Raw genomic sequence first — 16,504 nt, forward strand, 5'->3', positions numbered from 1 at the left:
GCTGCCGCCGGGCGCTGACCGTTCTCCTACCGTCGACTGACCGTCTCCATCAGCGGCGTACGGCGCGTCGGTAGCGATCCGCCAGCAGCAGTACGTGCTCGGCCAGCTCGGGCGGGTCGAGCACCTCGAAGTCCACGCCGATGAACCCGATCCACACGGCCATCCCCGGCAGGTCGTCGCCGCTCAGCCTGACCAGGCAGGTGGCCGCGTCGATCGGCTCGATGTCCAGCTTCAGCGGCGAGCGGCGCATCTCCTCGGCCGGGCGGTGCAGCAGCACCGTCGCGTGGTAGCGCCACATCGCGGTGGTCACGCCCTTCTCCACCCACGCGGCCACGTCACCGTCGCCGGGCAGCTCGCGGGGCGTGAACCGGGGTCCCGTGGCCGGTGTCCGCAGCAGGAGACGGTCCACCCGGAACGTCCGCCAGTCCCGCCGCTCGATGTCGTAGCCGACCAGGTACCACCGGCCGCGCCGGTGCACGAGCCGGTGCGGCTCGGCGTCGCGCGTGGCCGAGGAGCCGTCGTGGCCGGTGTAGTCGAAGCGGAGCCGTTCGTGGTCGCGGGCGGCGTTGGCGATCGTGGTCAGCACCTCGGGCGCCACCGACGGGGCGTCGCCGGGGACCTGCACCGTGTAGGTGTTCAGGGCGTTGACCCGGCGCCGCAGCCGCGACGGCAGCACCTGCTCCAGTTTGGCCAGGGCGCGTACCGAGGTCTCCTCGATGCCCTGGACGCCGCCGCCCGCCGCGCGGCCGAGACCGACGGCCACCGCGACGGCCTCCTCGTCGTCGAGCAGCAGCGGCGGCAGCGCGGCCCCGGCGCCGAGCCGGTAGCCGCCCGCGACACCCGGCGTGGCGTGCACGGGGTAGCCGAGGCTGCGCAGCCGCTCGACGTCGTTGCGGATCGTCCTGGTGGAGACCCCGAGCCGCGTGGACAGCTCGGGGCCCGACCAGTCTTTGTGCGCCTGGAGCAGGGACAGCAGCTTGAGCAGGCGGGCGGAGGTGTCGAGCATGCCTGCCAGTCTGCCCGTCATCGCGGAAAGCCTGGTTCCGCGATGGGGGATTCAGCCGAACAGTTTGTTCGCCTGCTGGATCACCGTCAGCACGGTGAGCGTGCCGAAGAAGGCGATCGACCAGACGAGCGCGCCCAGCCGGTACGACCTGACCTTGAGGGCGTCCGGCAGCGACCGGCGGTTCAGCACGATCAGCAGGATCGAGTAGACGAACATCATCACCGCCGCGAAACTGGCCGAGAACACCAGCAGGATCAGCGGCTGGTCGAAGCCGAGCAGCAGGACCACGATGCCGATCAGCGCCATCGCCCACACGATGATGAAGTACACGCGGTTCTCGGAAATGGCCTTGTCCCGCAGGTAGATGGTCTTCAGCGCGTCGGAGGCCAGCCGGGAGGTGTAGTCGACGATGCCCATGGCCGAGGCGAACAGCGACAGTGCCCCGATCACCCAGAACAGCACGCCGAACCACGGCCCGACCGACGCCTTCAGCGCCTCGCCCTCGACCTGGAGGAACCCGATGCCGTTGGCCAGCCCCGGCTCACCGAACACCGTGGAGTAGGCGAGCATCGACATCAGCGCGATCGTCAGGAACGACACCAGCGCGAACGTGGCCGCCTGCTCGATGTTCGCGAAGCGCCACCACTGCTGCCATCGGGCCAGGTTCTCCCTGGTCGGCGCGAACTGGAAGCCCGTCGAGGCGGCCGCCTCCTCCTCGCCGGTGACCGGGCTGACCAGGCGCGGCACGTACAAGCCCATGCCGAAGCCCTTGTCGCGGATCCAGTTGCTCTGGCACAGGTTCTGGCCGCCGCCCGCGCCCGCGTAGGCGATCGCGCCCATCAGCACCGCGAACTCCAGCGGCGGCACCGGGAATTGCGCCCCGACGCTCAGGCCCTTGCCCAGCTCGATCCAGCTGTGGGCGTTGATGGCGAACAGGATCGCGACCACCGCGAGTATCAGCACCAGGGCGATCTTCACGAAGATCACCCGTTCCAGCAGGATGTAGATGACGGGTGCCATCGTCAGCCCGATCGCGATCACCAGCAGCATGCCGATCGCGATCCAGCGCACACTGCCGGCGCCCGTGCCGGTCAGGTAGGTCATCATCGTGGCCGACGTGGTCACCCAGCCGGGCCACAGGTTCGAGCAGAGCGTCATCACGACGAAGACGAGGCTCCAGTGCTTCCACATCCGGCTGAAACCGGTCAGCGCGGTCTCGCCGGTGGCCAGCGTGTAGCGCTCGATCTCCATGTTGAGGAACCACTGGGTGATGATGCCGATCGCGGCGCCCCAGACGAAGACCAGGCCGACCTGGGAGGCGATGTACGGCCAGAGGATGAACTCGCCGGACGCCAGCCCGACCCCCGCGCCGACCAGGCCGGGACCGATGATGCGCCAACTCGATCGGGGAGGGTCCGGCAGGTCTCGGACGGCGACGGGGGGCAGGACTCGCGCAGGAACAGTTGGGGTGAATTCCGCCATGCGGATCTCCTTGTTCGACGTGCGTAAGCGTCACATTACAGAGATCCGAAAGCCGAGTGGAATAGGCAGTCAACCCATTTCCACCACATATTCCCCGTCGTCGGTGAACCCGGTGACGCGCTCGCCCGACCCCATCAACCCGCCGAGCACCTCCCGCACCGCCAGCCGCCACGCGCGGGCCGCCTCCGGGTCCTCGCGGCGCAGCGTCTCGATGTCGTACGGCGTCGCCACCAGCACCACCGGCCCGTCGGCCAGGCCGATCAGCGGCCGATTCCCGGCCACTTCCACCCCACGCGTGTACGGCCCGGCGGACGGCTCCGGCGGGGACTCCGTCAGCCGCCAGACCGCGAGCAGCCGGTCGGAGGCGTCCCCCTCGTTGATCGCGTCGGCCATGACGCCGTAGAAGTCCTCCAAATACCGCTCCGGCCGGGCGCCCAGCTTGGTCAGGTTGAAGCGGGCATTCCTGCGTACGAGCGGGTCGAAGGTCCAGGTGACCTTCTCCAGCCCGCGCTCCAGGCACCAGGCCCGCTGGTGCAGCTTGAGCGCGTAGCCGATGCCGCGCCCGATCACCGCCCCGGTCACGTGCGAGTGCAGCGTCCGGTCCGCCGCGAGGAAACCCACCGAGGCCCCGACCAGCCGGTCGCCCTCGTACGCTCCGGCCACGTAGCCGCCCGTGTGGGCGAAGCCGATCATCAGCTCCACCGGCACGGGCGCGTTGCGCGGGTCGGGGTGCCAGATGTCGTCGTACAGCCGGTAGACCTCCTGGAAGTCGTGGATCTCGCGCAGCTCGCGGATGGTCACACCGGTCTTCTCGGCCGCCTCACGGGCGGCGGCCGCTTCCGTACTCGTCATTGCGGTTACCTACCCGCCGCTGGTCAGACCAGCCATTCCGGGGGTGGTCGGCCGGTAGGCGGTGCGCGGCGGCTGGGCCGTCAAGCGGCGGTAGCCGGGCGGTAGGCGGTGCGCGGCGAGCGCGCCGCCAAGCGGCGGTAGAGCGTCGTGGGGCCGGGCCAGTTGTTGGTGACGCGGCCTTCGGCCGTCTTGTACCAGCTCTGGCAGCCGTTGCCCCACACCATCCGCGCCATCGCCGCGTCGAGCTGCCTGCTCCACGCCGCCATCGCCTCGGGCCGCACTTCGATCGGCCCCTGCGCCGAGAGGTACGGCAGGCAGGACATGATGTGGTTCACCTGGCATTCGATCATGAAGATGATCGAGTTGTGGCCCAGGTTCGTGTTCGGCCCGTACAGCAGGAACAGGTTCGGGAAGTCCGGCACCGAGATGCCCAGGTACGCCTCCGCCCCGTCCTTCCACCGCTCCCGCAGCGACTGGCCGCCCCGCCCCGAGACCTCCATCGGCGCGAGGAACTCGGTGCTCCTGAATCCGGTGGCGTACACGATCGTGTCCACCTCGTACGGCCGATCGGTGGTCTCGATGCCCTTCGGTGTGATCCGTACGATCCGCTCCGTCGCCACGTCCACGTTCGGCCTGGTCAGGGCGGGATAGAAGGAGCTGTCAATGACGACCCGCTTGCAGCCCGGCGGGTATTCGGGGGTGAGCTTGGCGCGCAGCGCCGGGTCGGGGACCTGGTCACGGAGGTGGTCGAGAGCCCGCTTCTTGAGCAGGCCGACGCTCCAGCCCTGTGCCAGGGCGGGGTAGAGGGTGTTCTCGGCGTACCGGTAGATCCACTCGCGGTAGGCGCGCTGGAGACCGGGGACGAAGCGGAACGCCAGCCTGGTCAGGGGGCCGAAGGTGGCGTCCGGTTTGGGGATCACCCAGTTCGGGGTGCGCTGGAACACCGTCAGGTGCTCGGCCTCGGCGGCGACGCGCGGGATGAGCTGGGCGGCCGAGGAGCCGTTGCCGATCACCGCGACCCGCCTGCCGGTGAGATCGTGGGCGTGGTTCCAGCGGGCGGAGTGGAAGGACGTGCCCGCGAAGTCTGACATTCCGGTTATGTCGGGGAGCTGGGGGCGGTTGAGCTGGCCGACGCTCATGACGACGACATCGAAGGTCTCGGTGGTGCCGGCTGTGCTGGTGGTGCTGGCCGTGCTGACCTGCCAGTGGGAGCCGTCGAAGACGGCGGCTTCGACCTCAGTGCCGAAGCGGATTTTTCGCCTGACGCCGTATTTATCGGCGCAGTGCTCTAGATAGGCGAGAATTTCTGGCTGTTCTGGGTAGCGGCGGGTCCAACTCGCATATTTCTCGAAAGAGTAGGAGTAAAGGTGCGACGGGATGTCGCAGCCCGCGCCCGGATAGCTGTTGTCGCGCCAGGTGCCACCCAGGCCGTCGGCCTTCTCGAAGACCGTGTAGGAGCCGATCCCGGCCCGTTCGAGCTGGATCGCCATGCACAATCCACCGAACCCCGCTCCGATGATCGCGATCCTGGGCGCCATGGCATCCTCCAGATGTCAGTGTCCACTTACGGTACGCCGAGCGTCGCGCGGACGACACCCCTCGCCGATCACGTACCGGGGCCGGGCGGCCGGTAGTCTGCGCTGGTGGCTGGAGTGACGCTGGCGGATGTGATCAAGGAGCTCGAGGCGGCCTACCCGCCCGCCCGAGCCGAGTCCTGGGACGCGGTGGGCCTGGTCTGCGGAGACCCGGCGCGGGAGGTGCGGCGGGTGCTGTTCGCGGTCGACCCGGTCGCGGCCGTCGCCGCCGAGGCCGTCGAGTGGGGCGCCGACCTGATCGTCACCCACCATCCCCTCTACTTGCGCGGCACCACGAGCGTCGCCGCGACCACGCCCAAGGGCCGCCTCCTCCACAAGCTGATAAAGAACGACATCGCCCTCTACACCGCCCACACCAACGCCGACGTGGCCAACCCCGGCGTCTCCGACGCGCTGGCCCGCGCCGTCGGCCTGACCGGCGATCTGGTCCCGTTGCGCCCCTTCCCCGACGATCCCTGGCGCGGGCTCGGCCGCATCGGCGAACTTGAGTCGGCGATGACGCTGGAGGAGTTCGCCGAGCGGGCGGTCGCGGGGCTGCCGGAGACCCCGCAGGGCCTCCGCGTCGCGGGCGAGCTGTCCCGCCGCGTCACGCGCGTGGCCGTCAGCGGGGGAGCGGGCGATTCACTCCTCAGTACGGTGCGCGCCGCGGGAGTGGACGTGTTCCTCACCGCGGACCTGAGACACCACCCCACCAGCGAATTCATCGAGGAGGGCGGCCCCGCGCTGATCGACGCCGGGCACTGGGCCACCGAGTGGCCATGGCTCGACAGCGCCGCGTCCATCCTGGGTTCGAGTGGCGTTACCGTTGAGACGCGTGTCTCCGCCACGGTCACCGATGCTTGGACAAGAGGATATTGATCATGAAAGCAGCCCCCGAGGCCCAGAAACGACTGCTCGACCTGGCTGACGTTGACTCCGTGGTCGACCGGCTGGCACACCGCCGCCGTACGATGCCGGAGCTGGCGGAGATCGACGAGCAGTCGAAGCGCTACGCCAAGCTCGCCACCGACGTGATCGGCGCGGAGACCGAGGCCGGCGACCTGGCCCGCGAGCAGACCAAGGCCGAGAACGACGTCGACGCCGTCCGCAGCCGCGCCGACCGCGACCAGAAGCGGCTCGACTCCGGCGCCGTCAGCTCGCCGAAGGACCTGGCGAGCCTCCAGTCCGAGATCGCCTCCCTGCACAAGCGCCAGGGCGACCTCGAAGAGGTCGTGCTGGAGATCATGGAACGCCGCGAGGCCGCCGACAGCAAGGTCCTCGACCTGATCGCGCAGCGTGACGAGATCGCCGCCGCGCGCACCGCCGCCGAGGACCGCCGCGACGCCCTGCTCGTCGACCTCGACAAGGAGGCGGGCGAGGCCCAGACCAGCCGCGCCGCCGTCGCCGGCGAGATCCCCGCCGACCTGCTCACGCTCTACACCAAGCTCAAGGACCAGTACGGTGTGGGCGCCGCCATGCTCAGGGGCGGCCGGTGCCAGGGCTGCAAGGTGGCCCTGTCGATCGCCGAGATGAACCGCATCAAGGCCGCGCCGCACGACGAGGTGCTGCGTTGCGAGGAGTGCCGCCGCATCCTCGTACGCACTCCAGAGTCAGGGCTATGACCTCCTACACCGTACGTACATCAGAGTCAGGGCTATGACCTCCTACATCATCGAAGCGGACGGCGGCTCGCGCGGTAACCCCGGGCCCGCCGGCTACGGCGCCGTGGTCATGGACGCCACCGACCGCCAGGTGCTGGCGGAGGCGGCGGAGGCGATCGGCGTCACGACCAACAACGTGGCCGAATACCGGGGCCTGATCGCCGGGCTGACGTCGGTGCTCGCGGTGGGGGGCGAGGGCGCCCAGGTCGCGGTACGCATGGACTCCAAACTGGTCATCGAGCAGATGGCCGGCCGCTGGAAGATCAAGAACGAGGGCCTGCGCCCACTCGCCATGGAGGCCGGCAAACTGGCCAGACGGCTGCGGGTGACGGCGTGGACCTGGATCCCGCGCGACCAGAACCGGCACGCGGACCGCCTGGCCAACGAGGCGATGGACGCCGCGGCGAAGGGCTTGGCCTGGAAGGCGGGCGGCGCGGCTCTTACTGACTCGCCACCGCCCCCGTCCACGCCGGCTGACACCGGAACGTCGGCTGACACCGGACCCTCGGCTGACTCCTCCGGAACCCGAGCCGACTCCGGCAACCTGAGCGGTTCCGGGACCCGGGGCGGCGCCTCCGGAACCTCGGCCCGATCCCGGTCGTCATCCACCTCCACCTCCACATCCGCCCAACAGACGGACCTCCTGGACGTGGCGGCGACGGCGGCGGACATTTCCGACTTGTCAGCCCCCACCGCCTCCCTGGCCACCAACCAGCAGCGCAATCGAGGCACCGGCTGGGCCCCACCGACCCGAGTGGCGACCTCCCTGCTCCTGCTCCGCCACGGCGAGACCCCACTGTCCGTCGACCGCCGCTTCTCCGGCCTGGGCGACGCCGAACTCACCCCCAAGGGCCTGGCCCAGGCATCGGCCGCCGCCGAGCGACTGTCCCGCGAGCCGTACCACCTCGACGTGATCGTCAGTTCCCCCCTCAAACGCGCCCGGCAGACCGCGGAGGCGGTCGCCCAGCGCACAGGGCTCACCGTAGAAGTGGACGAAGACCTCAGGGAGGTCGACTTCGGCGCTTGGGAGGGCCACACGTTCACGGAGATCCAGCGCGGCTGGCCGGCCGAACTGGCCGCCTGGCTCGCCGACCCGAGTGTCGCACCCCCGGACGGCGAGAGCTTCGAGGCCGTGGCGGAGCGCGTCAGGCGAGCGGAGGAGCGCCTGGTCGAGCGGTACGAGGGCCGGACGGTCCTGATCGTGTCGCACGTGACGCCCATCAAAACACTGCTGCGCTTCGCCCTGATGGCACCTCCGGCAGCGCTGTACCGCATGCACCTGGACCTGGCCTGCCTGTCGCTGATCGAGCACTACACAGACGGCCAGTCCGTGGTGAAGTCCTTCAACGACACCTCTCACTTGCGCTGACCTCCCACCGGGGGCGTGAGCGGGCCTGCCGACCGACTGAAGATCTACTGAGGTTTGATAAACTTCCAGCTAGACGAGTCGGCCGGGCGGCCGCGTCGGGCCCTTCGCGGGCCCGCCGAGGAAGGTCCGGGCTCCACAGGGCAGGGTGGTCGGTAACGCCGACCCGGGGCGATCCGCGGGACAGTGCCACAGAAAGCAAACCGCCTCCAGATTTCTGGAGGTAAGGGTGAAACGGTGGTGTAAGAGACCACCAGCGCCCACGGTGACGTGGGCGGCTAGGTAAACCCCACCCGGAGCAAGGTCAAGAAGGGACGCTCTCCGGAGCGTCCCGCGCGCGACGTTCGAGGGCTGCCCGCCCGAGCCGCGCGGGTAGACCGCTTGAGGCCGCCGGCAACGACGGCCCTAGATGGATGGTCGCCCCTTCGTTCCGACGAAGGACAGAACCCGGCCTACAGGCCGACTCGTCTCACACCCCGCTGACCAGGGGTTGAGGGCCGATGCTTCCTCCTTGTTCCGGCTCTGTTCCGCCAGGGCCTTCTCGATCTCGGCGTTGATGGCGCCGCTGCCGGTCAGGTCCGCCCACCCCTGGCAACCTGTCCTCACTTTGCGCAATCATTAATGAACGGAAAGTGAGGACACCTTGCTCATCGCCACCCTCGGCCTGCTCGTCGCCGCGACGGGCGCCGCCCTCGCCGGCCTCGCCGCGTACGTCGCCAACCGCGTCATCCCCGCACAGACCCGCCAGGACTACCGCGACAGCAGCGGCGTGATCACCGGCATCGTCGGTACCCTTTTCGCGGTCAGCATCGGCCTGGTCGTCGTCGCCGCGTGGAACCAGGTCAACACCGCCACCGAGACCAGCGCGACCGAGGCCAGCAACCTGACCGACGTCTACTGGTACTCCCGCACGCTCCCCACGCCCCAACGCACCGCCCTGCAGACCCTCGCCACCGGCTACACCACCACGGTCATCCGCGAGGAGTGGCCCCTCATGGCCGGGCAGCACCGTCTGTCGCAGAACGCCTGGAGAGCCTCCGAGCAGCTCCGCGCCTTCTTCCAGACCGTCCAGCCGGACGGCAGCGGCCCGTCCACCCGCTATGGGCAGGCATTGACCCGCATGCAGGCCGTCCTGGACGCTCGCCGCTCCCGCGCCCAGATGGCCGACACCGGCGTGCCCCCGCTGCTGTGGGTGGCACTGGGCGGCTGCGGGCTGGTCGCGCTGCTGCCCGCGATCCTCTGCGGCAGCTCCAACCGCAGGGTGCACATCACCATGGCGGCGGCCGTAGGCGGCATGGTGGGGCTGGTGCTGTTCCTGGTCTACCAGCTCGACTTCCCCTTCAGCGGCGGCATCTCGGTCTCCCCCGCCGCCTTCGAGCAAGCCCTCGACCGCTTCAACAGCATCCGGGCGCTGGGCGCCGGCTAGATCGTTCGCTCGCCGCGCGCCTCGGTCACCCAGGCGCGCGTCAAGCCCTCGCGCCGGATCAGGTTGTCTCGCGGCGCTGTACGGAACACGACGTCAGGTGGGTCGTAGGTCGCGATGTGCTTTGCCAGAGCATCAGCGAGAAACGTCGGACGGCCGTGACGTCGTCCGGTTCCCCGGCCCGTTGCCCCTCCGGGGCATCAAGCATTCCGGTTGCGTGGGACGTTCAGAGCCATCCGTGCTTCCTGCATGAATTGGTCAATCAAGTCGCGCCGTGTCTTCAGTGCGTCTCGGATTTGTACTGTTATTTCTTGCGTGTCTTCGGAGTGGCGAGTCAAGTCGTATAGCGTTAGGTTCACCAGTTCCGCGTCCTTGAGTGTGAGCCTGTTGGTTGCTACTAAGAGCGCGTCGTCCGTCAAATGGTGAAGCTCGATTTCGCGCTTCGCACGCCAGAGGCGGTCAAATGCCTGGAGCAGCTCGGCCCGTTCATCCGCAGCGAATGGCAGGATTTCTTCATCAAGACCTGCTGTTCGACTATCGGCTACTATCTGCCCAGGCGGCGGGTCAGGCGAGTCCCGGATCACACAACGGTACAGTTCATCGTCGGCGTGGACGAGCTTGAGGTACGACTCCCTTCGGTCCTGCTGCCAACGCCTCAGATCGTCGCGCAGCCAATTGCCCTGCTGAAGTAGTGATTGCCGCCAGGCGCCAACAAGCACCCCGACCACAATGCCAACAAGACCGACAACGGCTGGCACTAACTGCAGCCAAATGACAACCACCTCCGGGTCCTTGATGAGGAAGAGGTCGGGGCTCATCCAGCGCACCTGAGCCGTGAAAAGCCCTGCGAAACGTTGACGACCAGCGGAAGCAGCAGCAGGTCAAGGACGCGATCCCAGAAGCCGCCCAGGTCAGCGCCCGCCCGCCCCCTATCCAAAGATTCTCGGCACTCGGACCTCGCTTCATCCCTGACTTCGCGATGCGCACATAGATCGTTACATAGCGCTATCGGTCGACGAGCGCTTTCCTGGCCCTGGCGGAGGCTTGAGGAACGAGGTGACCCTACAGATCCACGGTGGTCGTGATCGTCTCGCTGGGATTTGAGGAGGGGTCTGCTTGGTATTTGAGCATTTCGTAGACGTGGTGGTCAACGGCCTGTACTACGGCCAGGAACTCCTCCTTCGGAATCAATCGGTGCTGAGGGTCGTAGTTGCTTGAGTAATCTACATCGACTAGGTACGTGCCAAATCTCTCGCGAAACTGCCAAAAGGGACATGACTCCTCAAGGTTTGTTCCCTTGCCTGCGCACATCAGGGCTGACGAATCGCCATGGAGCGACGCTGCTGTGAGGGGCATCGGGACGATGGGCCCGTACGGGTTCTCGTCGTCGACGATGGTCCTTCCATAAGGTGCGTCTCTCTGCTCCGCCTCGGCGGCAGACGGGCTGTCCAGCCGATGAATTCGTTGAACCAGCCCATCCCACTTCCTCAGCCGCTCTTCTTCATCTCCGAAGAACAGGGCCGAATTGTCTTGGGGCCGATCGTCAAGGTCGAGAAGATCAGTCTCCGGATTTAGGTCTTCGTGCGATGCCTTCCACGCTCCATTGGTCGATTTCGCTGGAAGTTGTTCGTCCGGAAGTAGAAGGTCGTCCATCGTGATGCGGTGTGTCTTCTTGGGCGGGTTGGCCTCGATGATTGTTCCGCAGCCAACCGTGGTGATGAGTAGTGCCGCAACCGCGATGTTAGCTAGAAGGCGCACGGTGCGATCCTGTCGTACCGATGTGAAGAAGACGGTAGTGCTGTTGTGCAGCTTTGGTGCAGGTCACTGGGTACAGGCCGACTCGTTACCCACCCCTGGTGTCACTTGGCATCAGTCTTCGGGACAATGACCCGCGCCCAAACGGTGAGCTTGTCCACAAGCTTGAGGATGAACTCACGACCGCATGCGAAGAACGGCAGCACCATGAAGGCCGGAGTCATGAGGACAATGATCACGGTCAGCGGCAGGACCAGGGGATTCGAGGACGATCCGCCTGTCCGGCCGCGATGGCGGGCCGACGCTCACCACCGCACCCCCAAAAATCCGTCGTCGTCGCGTACCTCGAAGCCGAGCACGTCACGGTAGAAGCCGAGCGCCTCGTTGAGGTCGTGGACGGCGAGGGTGCAAGCGGAGAGCTTGAGATCCGTACGGATCAACGCCGCTCCTTGTCGCCGGCGCCAAGAACGACGATGTCGAGGTCGCGGAGCCGGTCCAGGTCGGTGTCGATATCGATGCGGGTGATCTTCTCGTCGTCGATGGTGAACGTGAAGACGGCCTTCGGCCGGCCGAGGTGCGACCAGACGGCCGCCGGCACGCCGTCGACCAGAGCGAGCCGGGCGGCCTGAGCTCGTCCGGCGAAGAAGGCCGCCACCGCCTGGTCGCCGCGGACCTCGCCGACCACGGCGTCCGGATCGAGCAGGTCGAGCAGGGCGGCGAAATCCCCGCTCCGGGAGGCGGCGAGGAACGCCTCGACGATGTCCCGCTTCGCCGAGCGCGCGGCGTCGGATGCCCCGGCCGCTCCTTGTACCCGGCGCCGGGCCCGGCTGGCGAGTTGCCGGGCCGCCACGGGGGAGCGGTCGATGATGGGGCCGATCTCCCCGAACGACACGGCGAAGACGTCGTGCAAGACGAACGCGAGCCGCTCGGCGGGAGTCAGCGTGTCCAGCACCACCATCAGCGCGACCCCGACCGAATCGGCCAGCAGCGCCTCGTCCTCGGGGCCGGTCTGGATATCCGCGTGCGGCGCGTCAGGCTCGGGCGGCAGCGCCCCGGCCGAGTCTTCACGCCGGGAGCGGCGTGCCTCGAGCATGTTCAGGCAGACCCGGGCGACGACCGTGGTCAGCCACCCGGCCGGATTCTCCACCTGGCCGGTGTCGGCGCGGCTGACCCGCAGCCACGCCTCCTGCACCGCGTCCTCGGCCTCGCTGGGCGAGCCGAGCATCCGGTACGCCATCGCTTGCAAGCGGTCCTGGTGCTCGGCGAACCGCCGGCTCACCCAGTCCTGTTCAGTCATCGGTCACGTTCCTCCGTCCGGGCCTGTCATACCAATTGACCGGCGAATCCACGCCGATGTGACATCCGGGCCCGGCTCGGATGTTCGGGTAGCACGTACATAAGGGGACAAGGTATGAAAGCGCACGTCAGCTCGATCCTTCTCGGCGTCCGGGACATGGACCGGGCCAAGCAGTTCTACACCGAGGGGCTCGGCTGGAAGATCCAGAACGACTACGGCATCTCGGTGTTCTTCGAATCGGACGGCGCCTCGCCCGTCGGCTTCTACGGCCGTGACGGCTTGGCCGACCAGGTGGGCACGAGCTCGGAAGGCAGCGGCTTCAGCGGACTGGTTCTCACCTACGTCGTTCGTAGTGAGGCGCGGGTCGACGAGATCATGGCGGAGGCCGAGAAGGCCGGCGCCACGGTCCTCAAGCCTGCCGGAGCTCTGCCGTGGGGTGGGTACGGCGGCTCCTTCGCGGATCCGGACGGCTACATCTGGAGTCTTGGCTACAGCGCCCAGGGAAAGGACCAGCCCTACGCCGAGTAGCAATGCCTCTGGGGAGTGTGGGTGACGCGGCCATTGCCGGGCCCGACGGCCGGACCCCTCCGAATGGAGGGTCTTCAGCACGACCGGCGTGACCGGCACTGACGCGTAGGTTCGGCATCGACGCGGGATCGCGTCGACGCCGAACCACCGCGCGTCGCCGGACGAGGCATTCAGTGAGACCGGTTATTCGGGGCAGGGCGGCCTGAATCCACGGCGAGCCGCAAGAGAACGGGAGCAGATCATGAAGTTTCGAGCCTACGTCGAGCCTGTGGAGCCCATGAGAGGGCTGGAAGTTCCCGAAGAAGTCGTGGAGGCGCTCGGTGGGGGCAGGCGGCCGAGGGTGACCATCACGATCAACGGGCATTCGTGGAAGAGCAGGGTCGCCATCATGCGCGGCCGCAACCTGCTCGGCCTGAGCAACGCCAACCGGCAAGCCGCCGGTGTCGTGACCGGCGATGAGGTGGAGATCGAGGTCGAATTCGATGCCGAGCCTCCTGCCGTGGTCGAGCCCGTGGACTTCGCCCGCGCTCTGGACGCCGACCCGGTCGCCCGCGCTGCCTACGACCTCCTGGCCTACAGCCACAAGCGTGAGCACGTGCTCGCCATCGAAAGTGCGAAAAAACCCGAGACGCGCGTACGGCGGATCGAAAAGGCCTTGGCGATCCTGCGGGACCGAGGGCCGACAAGGGTCCCTGCGGCTGTCAACACTCGCGTTCACGGCGCTGTTGATGATTGTCCTGTCCCGCGGTCGTGAACGGTGGGGGTGAGGCTGTCAGGGGGCGGGGCGGAGTCCGTCCAGCAGGACGGTGAGGTAGGCGTCGGCGAGTTCCTGGGTCGGCGGCTGAGCACGGGCGACCGCGAGGGCGGTCTGGCCGATCAGAGTCGTGATGACGGCGGGGTCGATGTCGGTGCGGACCGCGCCGTCGCGGCGTGCCCCGGCGATCATCTCCTCGACGGCGCGGACGAGGTCGGTGCGCAGGGCCGTGGTGGCGGGTAGGTCCAGACCTCCCAACTGGTCGTTGATGGCGTAGTGGGCGGTCTGGAAGGCGATCAGTTCGCGGAGGAAGATCCGCAGGGCCTGCGTGGGCGTGGTCTCGGAGAGCAGGTCGCGGGCGTGCCGCACCACCGGTTCAAGGAGCCGGGACACAGCGGCGTCCAGGAGTGCGTCCTTGCCGCCGAAGGCGCGTACGACAGTCGCCGCCCCCAGGCCCGCCTTCTTGGCGATGGCCTCGACCGTAAGGGACGCGCCCGGCTCGGCCAGTAGCACAGTGGCCGCCTCCAGGGCGAGATGGCGGTTGCGAACGGCGTCGGCCCGGCGCCGGGGTTCAGTGGGCGTTGACAACTGGAATGCTCATTTCACATAATCAACTGGAACGTGCATTTCACTTATCGTAGCGCGAAGGAGCCCCCCATGAACGAGCGGATCCTGATCTCCGGCGCGAGCATCGCCGGCCTGACCCTGGCCCATTGGCTGGCCCGGCACGGCTTCAAGCCCACCGTGGTCGAGCGCGCCCCGGCGCTGCGTTCCGGCGGCAACGGGGTGGACGTGCGCGGCAACGCCGTCGAGGTGATCGAGCGGATGGGACTCCTGCCACGGGTCCGCGAGCTCGCCACCGACGTACATGGCATGAAGTTCGTCGACGCCGCGGACCGGGCAGTCGCCCGGATCGACACCCGGGACCCGGCCTCTGTCGAGATCATGCGCGGCGACCTGGTGGCCCTGCTGCACGAGGTGACCGACGCCGAGTACTTGTTCGGCGACTCCATCCTCGGCCTGGAGCAAGACGATGACGGCGTGACCGTCACCTTCGAGCACGCGCCCGCCCGCCGCTTCGACCTCGTCATCGGGGCCGACGGCATGCACTCCACCACCCGCCATCTCGCTTTCGGTCCGGAGGAGCGGTTCGTCCAGCACAAGGACCACTACTTCGCCTTCGCGAATGCCGACGCCTCGCTCGGCGAGGACCGCTGGGTGACGATGTTCAACACGCCGGGCAAGATGACCGGGATCTACCGGTCCGGCAACCACGCTCAGGCCAAGGCGTACTTCATCTTCCGCTCCGCGCCACTGCACTACGACCACCGCGACGTCGCCGAGCACAAGCGCCTGATCAGTGAGGTGTTCGCGGACGAGGAGCCTCGGCGGACCAGGGAGCTGCTCGACGCGGCCCTGGCCGACCCCGACTTCTACTTCGACGCCCTGGGCCAGGTGCGGATGGACTCGTGGTCCAACGGTCGTGTCGCGCTCGTCGGCGACGCCGCCTGGTGCGCGTCCCCCGCCTCGGGCGCGGGCGCGGAACTGGCTCTGGTCGGTGCCTACCGCCTCGCCGGAGAACTCGCCGCAGCGGGCGGCGACCACCGCATCGCCTTCGCCCGCTACGACCTCGCCCACCGTCCGCTGGTCGACAAGAAACAGCAGATCGGTCCTAACGTCCGACTCATGGTGCCCAAGACCGAAGGCGGCCGGTGCGTCCGCGACGTCGTCGCCCGCCTGCCGTTGATGAAGGCGATCGGCGCGGTGGAGCGCCGGGTGCAGGCCAGGAACGCCCGGCCTCTGCCGGAGTACGCCCCAGCCCGCTAGGCCGGTGAGGCGTTCGATGTCGCCCCTCTCCATCACTCGTCCGCCTTTGAAAACCGTCTTGGCATAGCCGGCGGTTCGGAGCAGGCCGGGGAAGCGCTGGGTGGCCGGGTCAGGCCGGCCGGGCCTCCGCCCGCGCGATGCGCGCCTTGACATCCCGGAAGTGCAGCCGCATCGCCTCCTGGGCGGCCTCGGCGTCCTGAGCGCGAAGCGCCGCCACGATCCGGCGGTGGTTGACGACGATCTCCGCGCTCCGCTCCTCCGGTGGGCCGAGCGTCGGCTCGACCTCGTGGTAGACGTCCCAGAACAGGCCGATCAGCTGCAGCACCAACTCGTTGCCGCACAACTCGTACAGCAGCGCGTGGAACGCCCGATCGGCTTCCGGGTCCCGGTCCATGCCATTGACCAGGGCGTCCAACGCGGCGAGCCGGGTGGCGCTGGTGCTCTGGGCCACCTGGGCGACCAGTCCGGTCTCAAGCAGTTCGCGGACCTCGACCAGATCCTGCAGCGCGCGGATCCCGCCGCCCGGCCCCGAACGCACCCGGAAGGCAAGCGACGGTGTCAGTACGTCGAGCGACGCGTGCCCGACGAACGTCCCATGTCCGTGCCGGATCTCGACGATGCCCAACGCCCGCAGGGCCCGTACGGCCTCGCGGACGCTGTTGCGGCTCGCCCCCAGCAGATCCATCAATTGCACTTCGGTCGGCATCGGTGAGCCTGGGGTCAGTCCGCGCTCGTGGATCAGGGCGACGATGCGCTCCTGAAGCGACGTGCCGTCACGCATGCGCATGCTGCCCCCAGGCTCGTCGAAGTCCTTATGTCCAAACATCCCACCTCTCTATCTCGGAAGGCCAGGCGGGGCAGGAGATTTTACGCCGAGGACACAGACAGGCAACCGGGCAGACGTTGCTCGTTCTCGCTCCTCGCCGCTTCAGCCCAGCCCGGCGCCAAGGCACGGCGATGACGCCCGCGTGACCCCGCG

Annotated in this window: 17 protein-coding genes and 1 other RNA gene; 8 read left to right on the top strand and 10 right to left on the bottom strand. The window is 68.1% G+C overall.

Features of this window, described 5'->3' with window-relative positions:
* Nucleotides 1–49: 49 nt before the first annotated feature.
* From ACQP2T_RS17600 to ACQP2T_RS17615, 4 genes are all read right to left on the bottom strand, one after another.
* Complete coding sequence (locus tag ACQP2T_RS17600; RefSeq protein ID WP_433519784.1) at nt 50–1,006, bottom strand: helix-turn-helix transcriptional regulator; 957 nt, start codon at nt 1,004–1,006, stop codon at nt 50–52.
* 51 nt (nt 1,007–1,057) lie between these two features.
* Nucleotides 1,058–2,488: an Nramp family divalent metal transporter gene (locus ACQP2T_RS17605; RefSeq protein WP_433517204.1), complete on the bottom strand. Its 1,431-nt coding sequence runs from the start codon at nt 2,486–2,488 to the stop codon at nt 1,058–1,060.
* Nucleotides 2,489–2,557: 69 nt separating this feature from the next.
* Entirely contained in the window at nt 2,558–3,340 is a 783-nt protein-coding gene (locus tag ACQP2T_RS17610; protein WP_433517205.1) for a GNAT family N-acetyltransferase, read from the bottom strand.
* 80 nt (nt 3,341–3,420) lie between these two features.
* A complete protein-coding gene (locus tag ACQP2T_RS17615; RefSeq protein WP_433517206.1) occupies nt 3,421–4,878 on the bottom strand; it encodes a flavin-containing monooxygenase in 1,458 nt (485 codons plus the stop codon).
* A 114-nt stretch (nt 4,879–4,992) separates the two neighbouring features.
* Here ACQP2T_RS17615 and ACQP2T_RS17620 point away from each other — a divergent pair, with 114 nt between their 5' ends.
* The 5 genes from ACQP2T_RS17620 (at nt 4,993) to ACQP2T_RS17640 (ending at nt 9,367) form a co-directional block, all read left to right on the top strand.
* Nucleotides 4,993–5,793 carry a Nif3-like dinuclear metal center hexameric protein gene (locus ACQP2T_RS17620; protein WP_433519785.1) on the top strand — a complete coding sequence of 267 codons (801 nt, stop codon included), beginning with the start codon at nt 4,993–4,995 and terminating at the stop codon, nt 5,791–5,793.
* A 2-nt stretch (nt 5,794–5,795) separates the two neighbouring features.
* Entirely contained in the window at nt 5,796–6,536 is a 741-nt protein-coding gene (locus ACQP2T_RS17625; RefSeq protein WP_433517207.1) for a zinc ribbon domain-containing protein, read from the top strand.
* A gap of 34 nt (nt 6,537–6,570) precedes the next feature.
* A complete protein-coding gene (locus tag ACQP2T_RS17630) occupies nt 6,571–7,944 on the top strand; it encodes a bifunctional RNase H/acid phosphatase (RefSeq protein ID WP_433517208.1) in 1,374 nt (457 codons plus the stop codon).
* A gap of 74 nt (nt 7,945–8,018) precedes the next feature.
* Nucleotides 8,019–8,412, top strand: an RNA gene (gene rnpB, locus ACQP2T_RS17635) — RNase P RNA component class A.
* A gap of 172 nt (nt 8,413–8,584) precedes the next feature.
* Entirely contained in the window at nt 8,585–9,367 is a 783-nt protein-coding gene (locus tag ACQP2T_RS17640) for a hypothetical protein (RefSeq protein ID WP_433517209.1), read from the top strand.
* 197 nt (nt 9,368–9,564) lie between these two features.
* Here ACQP2T_RS17640 and ACQP2T_RS17645 read toward each other — a convergent pair whose 3' ends face one another.
* The 4 genes from ACQP2T_RS17645 to ACQP2T_RS17660 form a co-directional block, all read right to left on the bottom strand.
* A complete protein-coding gene (locus tag ACQP2T_RS17645; RefSeq protein WP_433517210.1) occupies nt 9,565–10,182 on the bottom strand; it encodes a hypothetical protein in 618 nt (205 codons plus the stop codon).
* A 244-nt stretch (nt 10,183–10,426) separates the two neighbouring features.
* Entirely contained in the window at nt 10,427–11,122 is a 696-nt protein-coding gene (locus ACQP2T_RS17650; RefSeq protein ID WP_433517211.1) for a hypothetical protein, read from the bottom strand.
* A 302-nt stretch (nt 11,123–11,424) separates the two neighbouring features.
* Nucleotides 11,425–11,559 carry a VOC family protein gene (locus tag ACQP2T_RS17655; RefSeq protein ID WP_433517212.1) on the bottom strand — a complete coding sequence of 45 codons (135 nt, stop codon included), beginning with the start codon at nt 11,557–11,559 and terminating at the stop codon, nt 11,425–11,427.
* Nucleotides 11,556–12,416, bottom strand: a complete 861-nt coding sequence (locus tag ACQP2T_RS17660) for a sigma-70 family RNA polymerase sigma factor (RefSeq protein ID WP_433517213.1) — start codon at nt 12,414–12,416, stop codon at nt 11,556–11,558. Before ACQP2T_RS17660 ends, ACQP2T_RS17655 begins: the two co-directional genes overlap by 4 nt.
* 114 nt (nt 12,417–12,530) lie before the next feature.
* Between ACQP2T_RS17660 and ACQP2T_RS17665 the strand changes: the two genes are divergently transcribed.
* Entirely contained in the window at nt 12,531–12,944 is a 414-nt protein-coding gene (locus tag ACQP2T_RS17665) for a VOC family protein (RefSeq protein WP_433517214.1), read from the top strand.
* A gap of 277 nt (nt 12,945–13,221) precedes the next feature.
* On the top strand, nt 13,222–13,698 hold the full coding sequence (locus ACQP2T_RS17670) for a YdeI/OmpD-associated family protein (protein ID WP_433519786.1): 477 nt from the start codon (nt 13,222–13,224) through the stop codon (nt 13,696–13,698).
* Between the two features lie 18 nt (nt 13,699–13,716).
* Here the strand turns inward: ACQP2T_RS17670 and ACQP2T_RS17675 are convergent, their stop codons facing one another.
* The gene (locus tag ACQP2T_RS17675) at nt 13,717–14,286 is read right to left on the bottom strand and encodes a TetR/AcrR family transcriptional regulator (protein WP_433517215.1); all 570 of its coding nucleotides are present in this window, start codon (nt 14,284–14,286) and stop codon (nt 13,717–13,719) included.
* A gap of 69 nt (nt 14,287–14,355) precedes the next feature.
* Between ACQP2T_RS17675 and ACQP2T_RS17680 the strand changes: the two genes are divergently transcribed.
* On the top strand, nt 14,356–15,525 hold the full coding sequence (locus ACQP2T_RS17680) for an FAD-dependent monooxygenase (RefSeq protein WP_433517216.1): 1,170 nt from the start codon (nt 14,356–14,358) through the stop codon (nt 15,523–15,525).
* A gap of 109 nt (nt 15,526–15,634) precedes the next feature.
* Here the strand turns inward: ACQP2T_RS17680 and ACQP2T_RS17685 are convergent, their stop codons facing one another.
* The gene (locus ACQP2T_RS17685; protein ID WP_433517217.1) at nt 15,635–16,351 is read right to left on the bottom strand and encodes a FadR/GntR family transcriptional regulator; all 717 of its coding nucleotides are present in this window, start codon (nt 16,349–16,351) and stop codon (nt 15,635–15,637) included.
* Nucleotides 16,352–16,504: the final 153 nt, after the last annotated feature.

The organism is Nonomuraea sp. CA-143628 (genome assembly GCF_050942315.1).
Lineage (GTDB): Bacteria > Actinomycetota > Actinomycetes > Streptosporangiales > Streptosporangiaceae > Nonomuraea.